A 14,539-nucleotide genomic window follows, 5' to 3' on the forward strand; every position below is an offset into this window, starting at 1 on the left:
TCACGATGACGAGGACGCACCATGGCAGGCCACTCCAAATGGGCCAATATCCAGCACCGCAAGGGACGTCAGGACGCCGCGCGGTCCAAATTGTTTTCCAAACTGTCGAAAGAGATCACAGTTGCCGCCAAGATGGGCGACCCCGATCCCGATAAGAACCCGCGACTGCGTCTGGCCGTAAAAGAAGCCAAATCGAACTCGGTTCCCAAAGATGTGATTGATCGCGCGATTAAGAAGTCGGTTGCAGGCGAAGGCGACGAATACGAAGAAATCCGGTACGAAGGCTACGGCCCCAACGGTGTGGCCGTGATCGTTGAGACGATGACCGACAACCGCAACCGGACGGCCTCCACCGTGCGGTCGACCTTTTCCAAGAATGGCGGCAATTTGGGTGAAACCGGCTCGGTCGGGTTCATGTTCGATCGCAAGGGCGAGGTGGTTTATCCCGCCTCGGCAGGCGATGCTGACACCATCTTTGAAGCGGCTATCGAGGCCGGCGCAGAAGATGTCGAAAGCTCGGAAGATGGCCATATCATCTGGTGTGCGGATACTGACCTGAACGACGTTTCAAACGCACTGGAAGCAGCACTGGGTGAAACTGAGTCGACCAAACTGGTCTGGAAACCCACGACCACGACCGAATTGGGTCTGGAAGACATGCAAAAGCTGATGAAGCTGGTGGACGCACTGGAAGACGATGATGACGTTCAGCGCGTCACAACTAATTTCGAAGCATCCGATGAGGTTATGGCGCAGCTTTAAACTGAGCCAATAGCTCAATAGCAAAACCCGGTCCTTTGGCCGGGTTTTTTTGTTCGCCGTGCAGACAGTCCAGGCCGTGACGGCAACAGGTTCAGAGCGTTCGAGATCACTGACACTTGGCCGCTCAATCCTTACTCGTTAAGGTCTTGGCTATACCCAGATCATTCCGGAGGTTTAACGATCTGTGACGGAACTTGATCAGAAACAGGACTTGAAGAACGCTGCAGAAGCATCTGAAAAACGGAATTTTCCTGTTTTGGCCGGGCAGGGTATCCTGTCTCAGGTTGCGTGGACACTTGGAAGCCCGTCGATCGTTCTGCCATTTCTTGCCGTTTCCCTAGAGTTGCCGATGTTTGTTGCTGGGGCGCTGGTGTCGGTGCGTATGGCCGGCAGTATGATTTCGGATGTTTTCTTGGCGCGCCCGCTTTCAGCGCAAAAACGAAAGAAACGCGGTATTGCACTGACCGAGATTGCCATCGGGATGTGTCTGTTGCTGGCATTGGCCATGGGAACAACAGGTATTGTTCCTTTGATTGCAGTGGCTTTTGTGGCGATGTTCTTTGCGATTGGTTTGATCGAAGAAGTGCAAGAACTGCTTTATACTGACCTCTTGGGGGATCATGTCCAATCCAAGTCACGGATGATCATGCGTTACCTGCAACTGGGTGTCGGTGGATTAGGGGCAATCGGCTTGGCTCTTTTGGTGCATGAGATCACCAAAGAGAACCCACCATTCTCTCGTCATTCGGCGGTGATTGGCGTTTCAGTTACGTTTTTCATTCTGTCTGGCCTGTCAATTCTGGCGATGTCTGAAATTACGCGTGACGAAGCCTCAGATGCGATAGGAACGTCTGCTAAGAAACGAAAGTTCAAGGAAAATTTCACCGACATAACATCCATGTTCAAACAGGCTTGGTTCCGTAACTACATGGTGATGCGGTTTCCTTTGGTTGTCGTGTCGCTGTCGGTTCCGTTCTTTGCCCTGATCGCGGCCGAGGCGCATCATTCTTCCGCCAAGGGTCTGACGGCGATGATCGTGTCCTCTGCGTCGGGGTACCTCGTTTCCGCCCCGTTATGGCAGGTGGTCAACATGAAGTCCCATCGCGCTGTGATGGTGACGGGGACCTTGATGGCCGCAGTGACGGGTACAACGCTTTTGACATTTCATTTTCTGCACTTGGATCATGACGTTCACTTGCACGCTATTGCCCTGTTTGTGGTAACCGTGGCGGTGACCGGCATTAACAGCGCGCGCAGATTGTATTTCCTTGACGTCGCGCCCAAGGATCAGCGCGTAAAGGGTGCAGCGGCAGTCAAAAGTATCTGCCGTGTCACCGGTGTTGTTCTTTCAGTGATGCTTGCCGGTATCGCGCATACGCAAGAGGTCGCCTGGGCGATCGTCTTCATCGTTCTTGTCAGCTTTTACGCCGCGATTACCTGCTATCGCGTTGTCGTGCCCCAATCTGCCAAGACGGTTCAAACCTAACCGTCGCAGGCCCGCAAGGACTGTCTCGCGCTGTCTCTTACAGCTTTTGTCAGTGAACCTAGGGCGGGCGCCAAAATGCGACTGACCTGCCATGTTAACGGCACATCGTATGGGGCATCGGGCAGCAGCACGGACAGCCTTCCTTCGGCCAAGGCCGCAGCCACCAATTGTTCGGGATTCATCCCCCATCCCAAGCCGACCTCTGCAGCATCGACAAAGCCATGTGACGAAGCAAGGAAGTGCGAAGGTGGCGAAAGCTTGCGCCCCGTTTGTTGTGTAATCCAAGCCTTTTGCAGGCCGTCCTTACGGTTGAAGGTTAAGCAAGGGGCATTGCTAAGACTGTTTTCGTTGACGCCGTCCTTGAACCATTTTTGCATGAACCCCGGGCTTGCGGTCGCCAGATACCTGAACGCGCCCAACGCAATCGCGTCACATCCCGAGACTGTTTGGCCCCCCACGGTCACGGCGGCACTTACTTCTCCTCGGCGCAGCCAATCGGCGGAGTAGTCCTGATCGTCGATAACAAGATCAAACAGCATATCATCTACTTGCGCCATGGCATCAATGAACCAAGTCGCGAGGCTGTCCGCAGGAACCGCGATCCGAATGCGCGCTGGGCCAGATTTGCGGTCAAGCGTCAACTCGCGCGCCAGTTTGGCCTCGAGCAGGCCGATATCCTCCGCGTGCTGAGCAATACGAAGGCCCATCGGTGTGGCGGTGCATGGTACGCCGCGATTGATCAAGGTCGCTCCAACACGGTCCTCTAAGGCTTTGATCCGTTGGGAAATTGCAGAAGGCGTCACCGATAGATCAATCGCGGCAGTCTCAAAGCTGCCGTGTCGTAGAATTGCAGTGAGCGCAGATAGATGGTTGGGATCCAGCAGCATTAGAGAAACTAATTCAGAGTGAAGATCTTTAATTTGATAGCGGTGCCCGATGGTCGTAGTCAACGCGTCCAACTGTAGGAGGTTTCATGTCTGCGTCGCTTTTCGCTGGTTTTGCGTTGGGTTTTAGCCTGATCCTTGCGATTGGGGCCCAGAACGCCTTTGTCCTGAGGCAGGGTTTGCGGCGTGAGCACGTATTTCCCCTGTGCCTGACATGTGCGGTATCTGACGCGATCCTGATTGCCGCGGGCGTGGCGGGATTTGGAACTTTGGCGAAAGCTTTGCCTTGGTTCGAAATCGTTATGCGGTATGGCGGGGCTCTTTTCCTGACGTGGTATGGCATCCGAAGCCTTCAATCCGCCTGGCGCGGTGGGTCGGCCTTGGAGGTCGGTGAAAGCAAGGGCGCCAGTCTGAAGTCCGTATTGCTGACCGCGTTGGCTTTTACATGGCTGAACCCGCACGTTTATTTGGACACGGTGGTTCTGATCGGGTCTATATCTGCCCAATACGAAGATCGGTTGTTTTTTGCTTTAGGGGCGATGACGGCCAGCTTTGTTTTCTTTTTTTCGCTGGGATACGGCGCAGGGGTGCTGTCACCGGTATTTGCAAGGCCGCGTGCGTGGCAGGTACTGGATGTACTGATTGGATTTGTGATGCTGGCTATCGCAGCAAAGCTTGTGATGATGTGAGGGGTTGTCCCCGACTGACATTCGGTGTTGAACCGTTAACATGACAAGTTTAGCCGCTTCTTCTCGCCCCATCGCGGGGATGTTTTGGATGTTCTCCGCTGGGATTTCCTTTGTGGTGATGACGGCGCTGGTCAAGTCATTGGGGTCAAGCATGAACCCCATTCAAGCTGCGTTTTTGCGGTTCGTCTTCGGTTTGGTTTTTCTACTGCCCGCATTGAAACTGATCCTTGCAACTCATCTGACCCGTCATCACCTGGCGCTGTTCGGGGTGCGGGGCATTGTTCACGCCGTCGCGGTGATGATGTGGTTTTTCTCGATGACCCAAATCCCGTTGGCCGAGGTGACGGCCATGAACTACATGACCCCCGTGTATGTGACGCTCGGGGCCGCACTGTTTCTGGGTGAAAAGCTGGCGTTCCGGCGTATTGCGGCCATTGGCGTGGCGTTGATCGGAGTCGCGATCATTCTGCGCCCCGGGTTTCGCGAAGTCTCGATGGGTCACCTGAGCATGTTGGTGACATCCCTGATGCTGGGGGCCTCGTATCTGCTGGCCAAGATGCTGGTCCGAGATCTGCCGCCATCAGTTGTGGTGGCGCACATGTCGATTTGGGTAACCATCGCCCTTGTTCCGTTCGCAGTCGCTGTCTGGACAACTCCAAGCTTATATGAACTGGGCGTTTTGTTTCTGGTGGCAAGCTTTGCGACACTGGGCCACTATTTCATGACGCTTGCCCTGCAGGCTGCTCCGGTGGCGGTGACGCAGCCCGTGACCTTCTTGCAGCTAATCTGGGCCACGTTGATGGGTGCCTTGGTCTTTCATGAAAGCGTCGACATCTGGGTTGTCGCAGGCGGTACCCTGATTCTGTCTGCGGTCAGCTTTATCGCCTGGCGCGAGGCTGTACTGAACCGGAGCAGTCTGACCACCCCCAGTATCGCACCCAAACTTTGAACCTTTGTCTGGTGTGAAATTCGTTGTTGATTGACGGATCAATAAAAACCTCCTAGCGTTTTTTCGTAAACCGCGGGTGAGGGTGCAAGAATGCCAAAACTGGGAATGGAGCCGATCCGCCGGGATGCGATCGTCAAGGCGACGATTGCCGAACTCGGGTCGAAAAAATCCTTGGACGTGACTGTAAGTCAGATAGCCAAACGTGCCGGCATGTCCAGCGCGCTGGCGCATCACTACTTTGGCGGTAAGGACCAGATTTTTCTGGCGGCGATGCGACGTATCCTTTCCGATTTCAGCGACGAAGTTCGGCTTGCGCTCCGGTCCGCTGCGCCGGACGAGCGGGCACAGGCCATCATACGGTCCTGTTTTGCGCCGTCCTGTTTTACGCCGGACGTCATTTCCTCGTGGATGACGTTCTACGTATTGGCGCAAACGAATGAAGAGGCGCTGCGTCTGTGGCAGGTCTATCAGGCGCGTATCAGGTCGAACCTCATCCATGCATTGCGCCCGTTGCTGTCGGACCCCGTAGAAGCGGCCGAGGATATGGTCGCCCTGATTGACGGTTTGTATATCCGCGCCGCCCTCGGCGCCCCGGAAGAGCCGCAGCTGGCTGTTAACCACGCGATGCGGGTGCTTGGTACGTTCCTCGAGGCAGAAAAATGACACAACCCAATATTTTGATCCTGATGGTGGATCAACTCAACGGGACCCTCTTTCCGGACGGTCCCGCGGATTGGCTTCATGCGCCGAACCTCAAGAAGTTAGCCGCGCGTTCGACGCGTTTCGCCCATGCCTATACGGCATCACCCCTTTGTGCACCGGGGCGTGCCAGCTTTATGTCTGGTCAACTGCCGTCGCGCACAGGCGTCTACGACAACGCCGCTGAGTTTCGCAGTGATATCCCGACATACGCGCATCATCTGCGGCGCGCGGGCTATTACACATGCCTGTCTGGCAAAATGCACTTTGTGGGCCCGGATCAGTTACATGGGTTCGAGGACCGCCTGACCACCGATATCTATCCAGCCGATTTCGGCTGGACACCGGACTATCGTAAGCCCGGTGAGCGGATTGACTGGTGGTATCACAATATGGGCTCTGTCACAGGTGCGGGGATCGCCGAAATCTCTAACCAGATGGAGTATGACGACGAAGTTGCCTATAACGCCAAAGCCAAACTTTATGATCTGGCCCGCGGCAAGGACGAGCGCCCCTGGTGCGTGACGGTCAGTTTCACCCACCCGCACGACCCATATGTGGCGCGCCGGAAATACTGGGACCTCTACGAAGACTGTGAGCATCTGCTGCCTGCCGTTTCAGACATCGGGTACGACAATCAGGACCCCCACTCACAACGTATTTTCGACGCAAACGACTGGCGTAGCTTTGATATCTCGGAAGATGACATTAGACGGTCGCGCCGCGCCTATTTTGCGAATATCTCGTATCTGGATGACAAGATCGGCGAAATTCTCGAAGTGCTTGAGACAACCCGCCAAGAGGCAACCATTCTGTTCGTCTCAGATCACGGCGACATGCTGGGCGAGCGTGGTCTGTGGTTCAAGATGACCTTTTTCGAAGGCTCGTCGCGGGTGCCGCTGATGATTTCGTCACCTGATCTTCCGGCGGGGCGCATAGATACCCCGGTTTCGACTGTCGATGTGACGCCAACGCTAGGGGCTTTGGCGGGCGTCGACATGGCCGAGATTGCGCCATGGACCGATGGCCAAGACCTTGTGCCTTTGGCAAATGGTACAGAACGGACTGCGCCTGTCGCGATGGAATATGCGGCCGAGGCGTCCTATGCGCCGTTGGTTTCTTTGCGTTATGGCAAGTGGAAATACAACCGCTGTGCGCTGGACCCGGATCAGCTCTTCGATCTGGAGGCCGATCCACATGAATTGACCAATCTCGCCGGGCGGCCGGAACACGCGGGGACCTTGCAAACCCTGCGTGCCAAGTCTGAGGCGCGTTGGGATCTGGATGCCTTCGACGCGGATGTGCGGGCCAGTCAGGCCCGTCGTTGGGTCGTCTACGAAGCTTTGCGGCAGGGCGGGTATTACCCGTGGGATTATCAGCCGCTGCAAAAAGCGTCTGAACGGTACATGCGCAACCACATGGACCTGAACATCGTCGAGGAAAGCCAGCGCTTTCCACGCGGAGAGTAACTCAAGAATTAGCAATACCCCTTCGGTCTCATTTGTGTCTTTCAGCGGAAAGCCGGGGCCATGGGCAATGGAGTGCCTTAAATGGAAGCAGATTTCGTCATCGTCGGCGCAGGTTCCGCAGGCTGCGCGATGGCATACAGACTTAGCGAGGCAGGGGCCTCGGTTCTGGTGATTGAACATGGTGGCACGGATGCTGGCCCCTTTATCCAGATGCCCGCCGCGCTGAGTTATCCGATGAACATGGCGCGATACGACTGGGGTTACCAATCTGAACCCGAGCCGCATATGAACAACCGCCGTCTGGCTTGCCCGCGTGGCAAAGTGATCGGCGGTTCGTCTTCGATCAATGGGATGGTCTATGTGCGGGGTCACGCGCGTGACTTTGACACCTGGGCCGAGATGGGGGCCGACGGTTGGTCGTATGCCGATGTTCTGCCCTACTACAAACGGATGGAGACATGGCACGACGGCGGCCACGGCGGAGATGCCACATGGCGCGGAACAGATGGGCCGCTGCATGTCTCGCGCGGGCCGCGTACGAACCCTCTGTTTCAGGCCTTTGTGGATGCGGGCCGGCAGGCGGGATACGAAGTCACGGGCGACTACAACGGCGAAAAGCAAGAAGGCTTTGGGCCGATGGAGCAGACCGTCTGGCAAGGGCGGCGCTGGTCGGCGGCAAACGCGTATCTGAGGCCCGCGCTCAAGCGTGAAAACTGCGATTTGGTGCGCGGCCTCGCGACACGCGTTGTGATGGAAGACGGTCACGCAAAGGGCGTTGAGCTTATCCGGGGCGGAACCACGGAAATCATCCGTGCCCGCCGCGAGGTTATTCTGGCGGCTTCGTCTATCAACTCTCCCAAGTTGTTGATGCTGTCCGGAATTGGACCCGCCGCTCATCTGGCCGAGCACGGAATAGATGTGGTCGTGGACCGGCCGGGAGTGGGGGCAAACCTGCAGGATCACCTTGAGCTTTACATCCAACAGGCGTCCTTGCAGCCGATCACACTGTACAAACACTGGAACCTGATCAGCAAAGGCTTAATCGGCGCGCAGTGGCTGTTCACCAAGACTGGGCTTGGGACGTCGAACCAGTTCGAAAGCGCGGCTTTCATTCGATCGAAGCCCGGTGTGGAATATCCGGACATTCAGTACCACTTCCTTCCAATCGCGGTGCGCTATGATGGGCAGGTTGCGCCCGAAGGGCACGGGTTTCAGGCGCATGTGGGGCCGATGCGGTCCCCGTCGCGTGGGGCGGTGACCTTGCGGTCGGCCCGACCCGAAGACGCGCCCGTGATCCGGTTCAACTACATGAGTCACGAGGAAGACTGGGAAGACTTCCGCACCTGCATTCGCCTGACGCGTGAAATCTTTGGGCAGGACGCGTTCAAACCCTTTGCAGGGAAAGAAATCCAGCCCGGCGCTGATGTGCAGACAGATGAAGAACTGGATGCCTTTGTCGCCGAACATGCCGAGAGCGCTTATCACCCTTGCGGAACCTGCCGAATGGGCCGGGCGAATGACCAAAATGCTGTGGTTGATCCCGAAGGTCGGGTGATCGGAGTGACAGGCCTGCGCGTTGCAGACAGTTCGGTTTTCCCGCAGATAACCAATGGCAACCTCAACGCGCCGTCGATCATGGTGGGCGAGAAGGTGTCCGATAGCGTGTTGGGCAAAGACCCTTTGCCAAAAGCAAACGATCAGCCCTGGGTGCATCCGCAATGGGCGACGGCACAGCGTTAATTTGATCCGCGTCAAAGCGGGGTGTGCGAAACATCTTTAGACCTGAATCGTAACGACCAATTTAAGGAGCGAACAGGAATGTCCCACACCCCGCATGAACTGGCCGAAGAATTCCCGGACAAGGTTGAACTGATGAGCCAGCTCAAGCAATCGGACGCGCATTTTGCGCGTCTGGCGGATGAGTATCACGAGATCAACCGCGTCGTGCACCGCGCCGAAACCAATGTCGAGCCGATGGAGGAGTTGGCCGAGGTTGATCTGCGTAAGAAGCGTGCGGCGCTCAAGGATCAGATCTGGTCGATTTTGTCCAAAGCGTAAGTTACAGGCGGGGGCTCTGCCCCCGTCGCGGCAAGCCGCGACTCCCCCGGGATATTTTTTAGCCAGGCGAAGATCAGGTCACTTCGTAGGGCAGGGTCCCGCGGATATGGGCGTCGATGGCCAGGCGTCTTTCTAAAGGTGGGACAGAGCGTTGGTGGCAATTTTGCCGTTCGCAAATTCGGCACGAAATTCCGATGGGTTCGTAGGCGCTGGCGTTGTTGATGTCGAGGTTGTCGGCGTAGACAAGCGCCTCGGCGTGGCGGACTTCGCATCCCAAGGCTATCGCATAGCGGCGCACGGGCGCGCCGAAGGACCCGCCTGATTTCGAAACATCCCTTGCAAGAGAGATGTATTGCACTCCGTCAGGCGTTTCTGCCAACTGCCTTAGAAAATGGCCCGGCGTTTCGAAGGCGCGGTGCACGTTCCACAAGGGGCAAGCGCCACCGAAACGGGCAAACTGAAGTCGCGTTGCCGAGTGGCGTTTTGTGATGGTGCCTGCCTGATCCACTCTTACAAAAAAGAACGGGATACCCTTCGCGCCGGGGCGTTGAAGGGTGGATAAGCGGTGCGCGACCTGCTCGATCGAGGCACCGAAACGATTGCTGAGCAGCTCAAGATCATGGCGGCAGTCCTGCGCAGCAGCAAGAAACGCTCCATACGGCATCAGGGATGCGCCGGCGAAGTAATTGGCCAATCCGATCTTGGCGATTGCCCGGGCCTCTTCGGTTTGGAATTTAGCGAAATCCAGTGTGGCCTCAAGCAGCTTGTCCTGATTGAGAAGGGCGACTTGCAGCAGCAGTTGGAACACTTGTGTTGGCGGTGCGCTACGCGAGGATAGCAGCAGCGTTTTGCTTTCATCGTCATACTTCCGGGTTTCGGCAATGTCGGCCAGTTGAACCCGGATGTCCTGTTCTCCCAAGTTGTCGATTGCCGCGGCCCGGATGCCGCCTTTTTCCTGCGCGCGGTTTGCAAAACGTTCTGCGGCGCGATCGACGGCGTCGATGTAGTTGTCGCAGTAGTGGAAGAAATCCCGCACCTCTTCCCATGGGCTGGCTTGTATCTGGGCGTCTTCACGACCCAGCGCTTCGTCCAAGGAGGCAAGCCGTTCGTGAGTTTGGCGATACGTTCTGTGCAAAGCGATGAATGCCCGCGCCAGTGCGGGCGCGTTCGAGGCTGTCAGGCGCAGATCGGCCAGCGGGGGAATTGCGTCGTCGAAAATGGGATCGGCAAATGCTTCGCGCATATCGGACACAAGGCGTTCGCTGTCACCGGTACTAAGCTCGGTCACGTCCATGCCGAATTCTTGCGCCAGGGCCAAGACAACGGTTGTTGAAATCGGACGGTTGTTGTTCTCCATCTGGTTCAGGTAAGGCAGGGAAACCCCCAGCTTTGCAGCGAATTCTTTCTGGGTCAGCGTTAGCCGTGTCCGCATTTCACGCAGTTTCGCGCCAGCATAGAGCTTTTGGGTCGCCATGTCGGACCTTTGCAATTATTCGGGTGGGGTAAGCTAGCTTTGCAAACCGCCTGACGCAAGAGTCTTACAGCCCCAATTGTCTTTCGCGGCGGATCACTGAGGTGATGGCGAGGATCGCAAGCAGGGCGGTCGTCAGCATGAGCCATAATAGCGGCATTGCCCCGGTATCGTGGGTCAGCAGGTTGCCAGCCAACGCGCTGAGGCCCGCGCCGCCGCCCAACATTATCGCTCCGCTCAAACCGGAGGCAGTTGCGGCCAGGTGCGGACGGACAGACAAGGCCCCAGAGGTCGCGTTTGGGATGGTCATGCCGTTGCCAATGCCGACGAAGGTCATGAACCCAAAAAAGCTTAAGGCAGTTCCGAAGCCTGTCAGGAAGAACAGTGAGGACAGCAGGACACCTGTTGCGTTCATAACGCAGCCCCAAAACACCATGCGGTTGACGCCGAAGCGGACGGAATACCGACCACTGATGAAGTTACCAAGGAAATAGCCGACGGCGGGGGCGCCGAAGTAAATTCCAACCTCTGCAGCGCTCAGGCCGAAAAGCTCTGTGCCGATGAAGGGTGCGCCACCCAAATACGCAAAGAAGGCACCAGAGGAAAGCGCCGAAGACAGCGAGTATCCCCAAAAGCGCGGAGAGCTGAGCAGCTCAGGATACTCACGGAACTGTTGAAGCAGAGTCTTGCCGCTTTTGGATGATGTCTCACCAAAGTCCGAATAGGTTAGGGCCAAAGTCAGCACCCCCAATGCAAAGGGCAGCCAGAAATTCGCTTTCCAGCCGAAGCTTTCCTCGAGAATGCCGCCAATGGCAGGGCCGATCATGGGGACGACTGCCATGCCCATCGTGACATAGCCGATCATCGAGGCCGCCTGGTCCTGATCGAACAGGTCGCGCACGGCGGCCCGGCTAAGGACCATCCCTGTCACGACGCAAGCCTGACACATCCTGAAAACAAGAAACGCTTCGGCGTTGGGCGCATAGATGCAGCCGATCGTTGCTATCAGGAACAGCGTAAGCCCCCACAGCAGCACTGGCCTGCGGCCCATGTTGTCGGCGAGTGGTCCGATTAAAATCTGTAGAACGGCGCTAACCAGCAGGTACAAAGCAACAGAAAGCTGCATAACCTTGTATTCGACCTCGAAGTACAAAGTCATGTTGGGCAGGCTGGGTAGGAACAGGTTCAGGCTGAGCGCAGAGAGCCCCGACAGCAAAACAAGGGTGCCAATTTTGGGGGGCGTACGATGCGCCGAAGAGGAACTGAACTGCATGGTTCACATGTATAAGCGTCGTTTCGGCAATTGCCATCCATGTGGATGTCAAAAACCGACACTTAGCAAATTTACAGTTTTCCAAACAAATGTTGCCAAAGATTTGCAAATTTGCCGAAAGTTGCTTTGGCGTTGAGCCATATGCGTATAGGGTCCCGCAAAATTCAATAGGGGATCATCGCCATGAAAGACATCCTGACCGAGCTTGAAGGACGCCGCAATAACGCCCGTTTGGGTGGTGGGCAAAAGCGGATCGACGCACAGCATGGGCGCGGTAAGCTGACAGCCCGCGAGCGGATTGAGCTGTTGTTGGACGAAGACAGCTTTGAAGAGTTCGACATGTTTGTCAGCCATCGCTGCACTGATTTTGGTATGGAAAATCAGAAACCTGCTGGCGACGGTGTTGTCACCGGTTGGGGTACGATCAATGGTCGGATGGTCTATGTGTTCAGTCAGGACTTTACGGTCTTTGGCGGATCGCTGTCCGAAACGCATGCGCAGAAAATCTGTAAGATCATGGATATGGCAATTCAGAACGGCGCGCCTGTGATTGGAATCAACGACTCGGGCGGCGCGCGCATTCAGGAAGGCGTCGCATCTCTGGCCGGGTATGCCGAAGTTTTCCAGCGCAATATCATGGCTTCGGGTGTGGTGCCACAGATCAGTGTGATTATGGGGCCGTGCGCTGGTGGGGCTGTGTATAGCCCGGCAATGACAGACTTTATCTTCATGGTCAAAGACACCTCGTACATGTTCGTAACCGGACCCGACGTGGTGAAGACTGTCACCAACGAGGTTGTAACTGCCGAAGAGCTGGGGGGTGCATCGACCCATACCAGGAAATCGTCGGTTGCAGATGGCGCCTTTGAAAATGACGTTGAGGCGCTGGCCGAGGTCCGCCGCCTCGTCGATTTCCTGCCGCTGAACAACCGTGAAAAGCCGCCCGTGCGTCCGTTCTTTGATGAACCCGACCGTGTCGAAACCTCGCTGGACACGCTGATCCCTGACAATCCCAATACACCCTACGACATGAAAGAGCTGATCACGAAGATCGCGGACGAGGGCGATTTTTACGAGATCCAGGAAGACTACGCCAAAAACATCATCACCGGGTTCGTCCGGCTTGAGGGGCAGACGGTGGGTATCGTCGCCAACCAGCCGATGGTTCTGGCTGGGTGTCTGGACATTGACAGCTCACGCAAAGCTGCGCGGTTCGTGCGCTTTTGCGACTGTTTTGAAATCCCGATCCTGACGCTGGTCGATGTGCCGGGCTTTTTGCCGGGGACGTCGCAAGAATATGGTGGCGTTATCAAACACGGCGCCAAACTGCTGTTTGCCTATGGTGAAGCGACAGTTCCAAAAGTCACCGTTATTACCCGTAAAGCGTATGGTGGTGCCTATGACGTTATGGCGTCAAAGCACTTGCGGGGCGACTTCAACTATGCGTGGCCAACGGCCGAGATCGCCGTGATGGGCGCGAAGGGCGCGACCGAGATTATCCACCGCGCTGACCTTGGTGACGCAGACAAGATCGCCCAGCATGCGCAGGACTACGAAGACCGTTTTGCCAACCCCTTTGTCGCCGCCGAGCGTGGGTTTATCGACGAGGTGATCATGCCGCAGTCGACGCGTCGGCGCGTGTCTCGGGCATTCGCCAGCTTGCGGAACAAGCAGCTGAAGAACCCGTGGAAAAAGCACGACAACATTCCGCTGTAACGCGCGGGCAGGGCTAGGTTTTCAAAGCTCGCCCTGCGACGGCGAATAGGTTGGGTTTTTTCCCAGGGGCAAATTTGACTTTGAGGGTAAAGCTGGTAAATGACTGCTCTTATCAGAGATAGAAAAGCGCGGGCCAAAAGCCAAGCGCGCGCAATCCCGGAGAGAGGAGCTCACCCTAGGTGGGTCCGGGATTGCGCCTTTATTCTGTCGCTGCTTGCGCTGCCCACTGCTGCTTTTCCACAGGCTGAAAACCTATTGCCTGTCCCCTCTGGTCAGCCCGTTCATCTGACGGATGTTTTGCTGGACAATAATCCGGGTGAGCTGTGGGTGCGTTTTCGTTTCATCGCGCCAAAGATCGGATCTGACGTCGGGCGCATCGGATACGATGTCGCCTCGATAGACATGGAGCACCTGTGTCAAACCTTGGCCGTTGCGTATGTCGCGGAATACGAGCTGAACCCTGCCAGGGTTGTCATATCGCTGTCTGATCGTCCGATAGAATTCGGGCGATCCGCACCCGACGCAACACAGTTCTTCGAAGCCTACCGGTTGGAACAATCGCAGTGTATCTGGGAGGGGCTCTGACAATGAAACCCGGTTTTCAGACAGGCAGAGCGTTTCAGTTCAGAAATGCGGCTTTGGAGGTACGCGATATGACCTCATCCTTCATCGGATGTGATTTGTTTTACTCGGGATGCGTCAACGCGGGCGAGGGATTGCCATGTTAAAGCATCGTGGTTTTCCGGGCCGTCTGGCCGGTACAGACTTTCAGTTTACCATCCGCCGGGCAAATCCCAAGGGGGTTACACCGCTCACCACCCGGGAGCGTTTTCGCGATCGCAAGCCTGCCGATCGTCGTGCAGACACCGCCTTTATGGAGGCGCTGTGGAACCATTTTGGGGATCAGCCCTTTGAGCGCGGAAATCTCGACGCGGGTCGTCTGAGCTGGCTGTTCGGACGCGAGGTCGTTGCTGCCGAGGATCCGTTTGATCCGGCAAGTTACGATGCGTTGCTGGTGATTGATTTGGATGTCGCGAAGGCGTCATTCCCTGACATCTTCGATGGTGTACGCTGAACGTGGAT

At 56.4% G+C, this 14,539-nt stretch carries 14 protein-coding genes; 11 read left to right on the top strand and 3 right to left on the bottom strand.

The window, feature by feature from the left end:
* Positions 1–21 precede the first annotated feature (21 nt).
* Both ACR0BD_RS09280 and ACR0BD_RS09285 read left to right on the top strand, forming a co-directional pair.
* Positions 22–762 (top strand): YebC/PmpR family DNA-binding transcriptional regulator, encoded by a 741-nt coding sequence (locus ACR0BD_RS09280; RefSeq protein WP_480696246.1) that lies wholly within the window; start codon positions 22–24, stop codon positions 760–762.
* A gap of 184 nt (positions 763–946) precedes the next feature.
* Positions 947–2,248, top strand: a complete 1,302-nt coding sequence (locus ACR0BD_RS09285; RefSeq protein ID WP_480830094.1) for an MFS transporter — start codon at positions 947–949, stop codon at positions 2,246–2,248.
* Here the strand turns inward: ACR0BD_RS09285 and ACR0BD_RS09290 are convergent.
* Complete coding sequence (locus tag ACR0BD_RS09290; RefSeq protein WP_480830095.1) at positions 2,245–3,135, bottom strand: LysR family transcriptional regulator ArgP; 891 nt, start codon at positions 3,133–3,135, stop codon at positions 2,245–2,247. The two genes, ACR0BD_RS09285 and ACR0BD_RS09290, sit on opposite strands and share 4 nt — an antisense overlap.
* An 86-nt stretch (positions 3,136–3,221) precedes the next feature.
* On the opposite strand from ACR0BD_RS09290, the gene lysE reads away from it, so the two are divergent.
* From lysE to ACR0BD_RS09320, 6 genes are all read left to right on the top strand, one after another.
* A complete protein-coding gene (gene lysE, locus ACR0BD_RS09295) occupies positions 3,222–3,821 on the top strand; it encodes an L-lysine exporter (RefSeq protein ID WP_480696240.1) in 600 nt (199 codons plus the stop codon).
* Positions 3,822–3,861: 40 nt separating this feature from the next.
* Positions 3,862–4,770 (top strand): DMT family transporter, encoded by a 909-nt coding sequence (locus tag ACR0BD_RS09300; RefSeq protein WP_480830096.1) that lies wholly within the window; start codon positions 3,862–3,864, stop codon positions 4,768–4,770.
* 90 nt (positions 4,771–4,860) lie between these two features.
* Positions 4,861–5,433 carry a choline-binding transcriptional repressor BetI gene (gene betI / locus ACR0BD_RS09305; RefSeq protein WP_480830097.1) on the top strand — a complete coding sequence of 191 codons (573 nt, stop codon included), beginning with the start codon at positions 4,861–4,863 and terminating at the stop codon, positions 5,431–5,433.
* The gene (gene betC / locus ACR0BD_RS09310) at positions 5,430–6,938 is read left to right on the top strand and encodes a choline-sulfatase (protein WP_480696235.1); all 1,509 of its coding nucleotides are present in this window, start codon (positions 5,430–5,432) and stop codon (positions 6,936–6,938) included. Before betI ends, betC begins: the two co-directional genes overlap by 4 nt.
* 81 nt (positions 6,939–7,019) lie before the next feature.
* A complete protein-coding gene (gene betA / locus ACR0BD_RS09315; RefSeq protein WP_480830098.1) occupies positions 7,020–8,678 on the top strand; it encodes a choline dehydrogenase in 1,659 nt (552 codons plus the stop codon).
* A gap of 78 nt (positions 8,679–8,756) precedes the next feature.
* Positions 8,757–8,996, top strand: coding sequence for an HP1242/YdcH family protein (locus tag ACR0BD_RS09320; protein WP_480696231.1), 240 nt, complete (start codon positions 8,757–8,759; stop codon positions 8,994–8,996).
* 73 nt (positions 8,997–9,069) lie between these two features.
* On the opposite strand, the gene ACR0BD_RS09325 is transcribed toward ACR0BD_RS09320, so the two are convergent.
* Positions 9,070–10,470 (bottom strand): helix-turn-helix domain-containing protein, encoded by a 1,401-nt coding sequence (locus ACR0BD_RS09325; protein ID WP_480696229.1) that lies wholly within the window; start codon positions 10,468–10,470, stop codon positions 9,070–9,072.
* A 64-nt stretch (positions 10,471–10,534) separates the two neighbouring features.
* A complete protein-coding gene (locus tag ACR0BD_RS09330; RefSeq protein ID WP_480830099.1) occupies positions 10,535–11,740 on the bottom strand; it encodes a multidrug effflux MFS transporter in 1,206 nt (401 codons plus the stop codon).
* A 183-nt stretch (positions 11,741–11,923) separates the two neighbouring features.
* Between ACR0BD_RS09330 and ACR0BD_RS09335 the strand changes: the two genes are divergently transcribed.
* The 3 genes from ACR0BD_RS09335 to ACR0BD_RS09345 all read left to right on the top strand — a co-directional run bounded on the left by ACR0BD_RS09335 (position 11,924) and on the right by ACR0BD_RS09345 (position 14,531).
* A complete protein-coding gene (locus tag ACR0BD_RS09335) occupies positions 11,924–13,456 on the top strand; it encodes an acyl-CoA carboxylase subunit beta (RefSeq protein ID WP_480830100.1) in 1,533 nt (510 codons plus the stop codon).
* 99 nt (positions 13,457–13,555) lie between these two features.
* Positions 13,556–14,041 (top strand): DUF6497 family protein, encoded by a 486-nt coding sequence (locus ACR0BD_RS09340; protein ID WP_480830101.1) that lies wholly within the window; start codon positions 13,556–13,558, stop codon positions 14,039–14,041.
* A gap of 136 nt (positions 14,042–14,177) precedes the next feature.
* A complete protein-coding gene (locus ACR0BD_RS09345) occupies positions 14,178–14,531 on the top strand; it encodes a hypothetical protein (protein ID WP_480696221.1) in 354 nt (117 codons plus the stop codon).
* Positions 14,532–14,539: the final 8 nt, after the last annotated feature.

The organism is Ruegeria sp. G5 (assembly GCF_056533365.1).

Coding starts and splice junctions, on each gene's coding strand:
- lysE (WP_480696240.1), top strand. CDS start 3,222: ATGTCTGCGTCGCTTTTCGCTGGTTTTGCGTTGGGTTTTAGCCTGATC.
- ACR0BD_RS09300 (WP_480830096.1), top strand. CDS start 3,862: ATGACAAGTTTAGCCGCTTCTTCTCGCCCCATCGCGGGGATGTTTTGG.
- ACR0BD_RS09325 (WP_480696229.1), bottom strand. CDS start 10,470: ATGGCGACCCAAAAGCTCTATGCTGGCGCGAAACTGCGTGAAATGCGG.
- betA (WP_480830098.1), top strand. CDS start 7,020: ATGGAAGCAGATTTCGTCATCGTCGGCGCAGGTTCCGCAGGCTGCGCG.
- ACR0BD_RS09345 (WP_480696221.1), top strand. CDS start 14,178: ATGTTAAAGCATCGTGGTTTTCCGGGCCGTCTGGCCGGTACAGACTTT.
- ACR0BD_RS09280 (WP_480696246.1), top strand. CDS start 22: ATGGCAGGCCACTCCAAATGGGCCAATATCCAGCACCGCAAGGGACGT.
- betC (WP_480696235.1), top strand. CDS start 5,430: ATGACACAACCCAATATTTTGATCCTGATGGTGGATCAACTCAACGGG.
- ACR0BD_RS09335 (WP_480830100.1), top strand. CDS start 11,924: ATGAAAGACATCCTGACCGAGCTTGAAGGACGCCGCAATAACGCCCGT.
- ACR0BD_RS09340 (WP_480830101.1), top strand. CDS start 13,556: ATGACTGCTCTTATCAGAGATAGAAAAGCGCGGGCCAAAAGCCAAGCG.
- ACR0BD_RS09320 (WP_480696231.1), top strand. CDS start 8,757: ATGTCCCACACCCCGCATGAACTGGCCGAAGAATTCCCGGACAAGGTT.
- ACR0BD_RS09290 (WP_480830095.1), bottom strand. CDS start 3,135: ATGCTGCTGGATCCCAACCATCTATCTGCGCTCACTGCAATTCTACGA.
- ACR0BD_RS09330 (WP_480830099.1), bottom strand. CDS start 11,740: ATGCAGTTCAGTTCCTCTTCGGCGCATCGTACGCCCCCCAAAATTGGC.
- betI (WP_480830097.1), top strand. CDS start 4,861: ATGCCAAAACTGGGAATGGAGCCGATCCGCCGGGATGCGATCGTCAAG.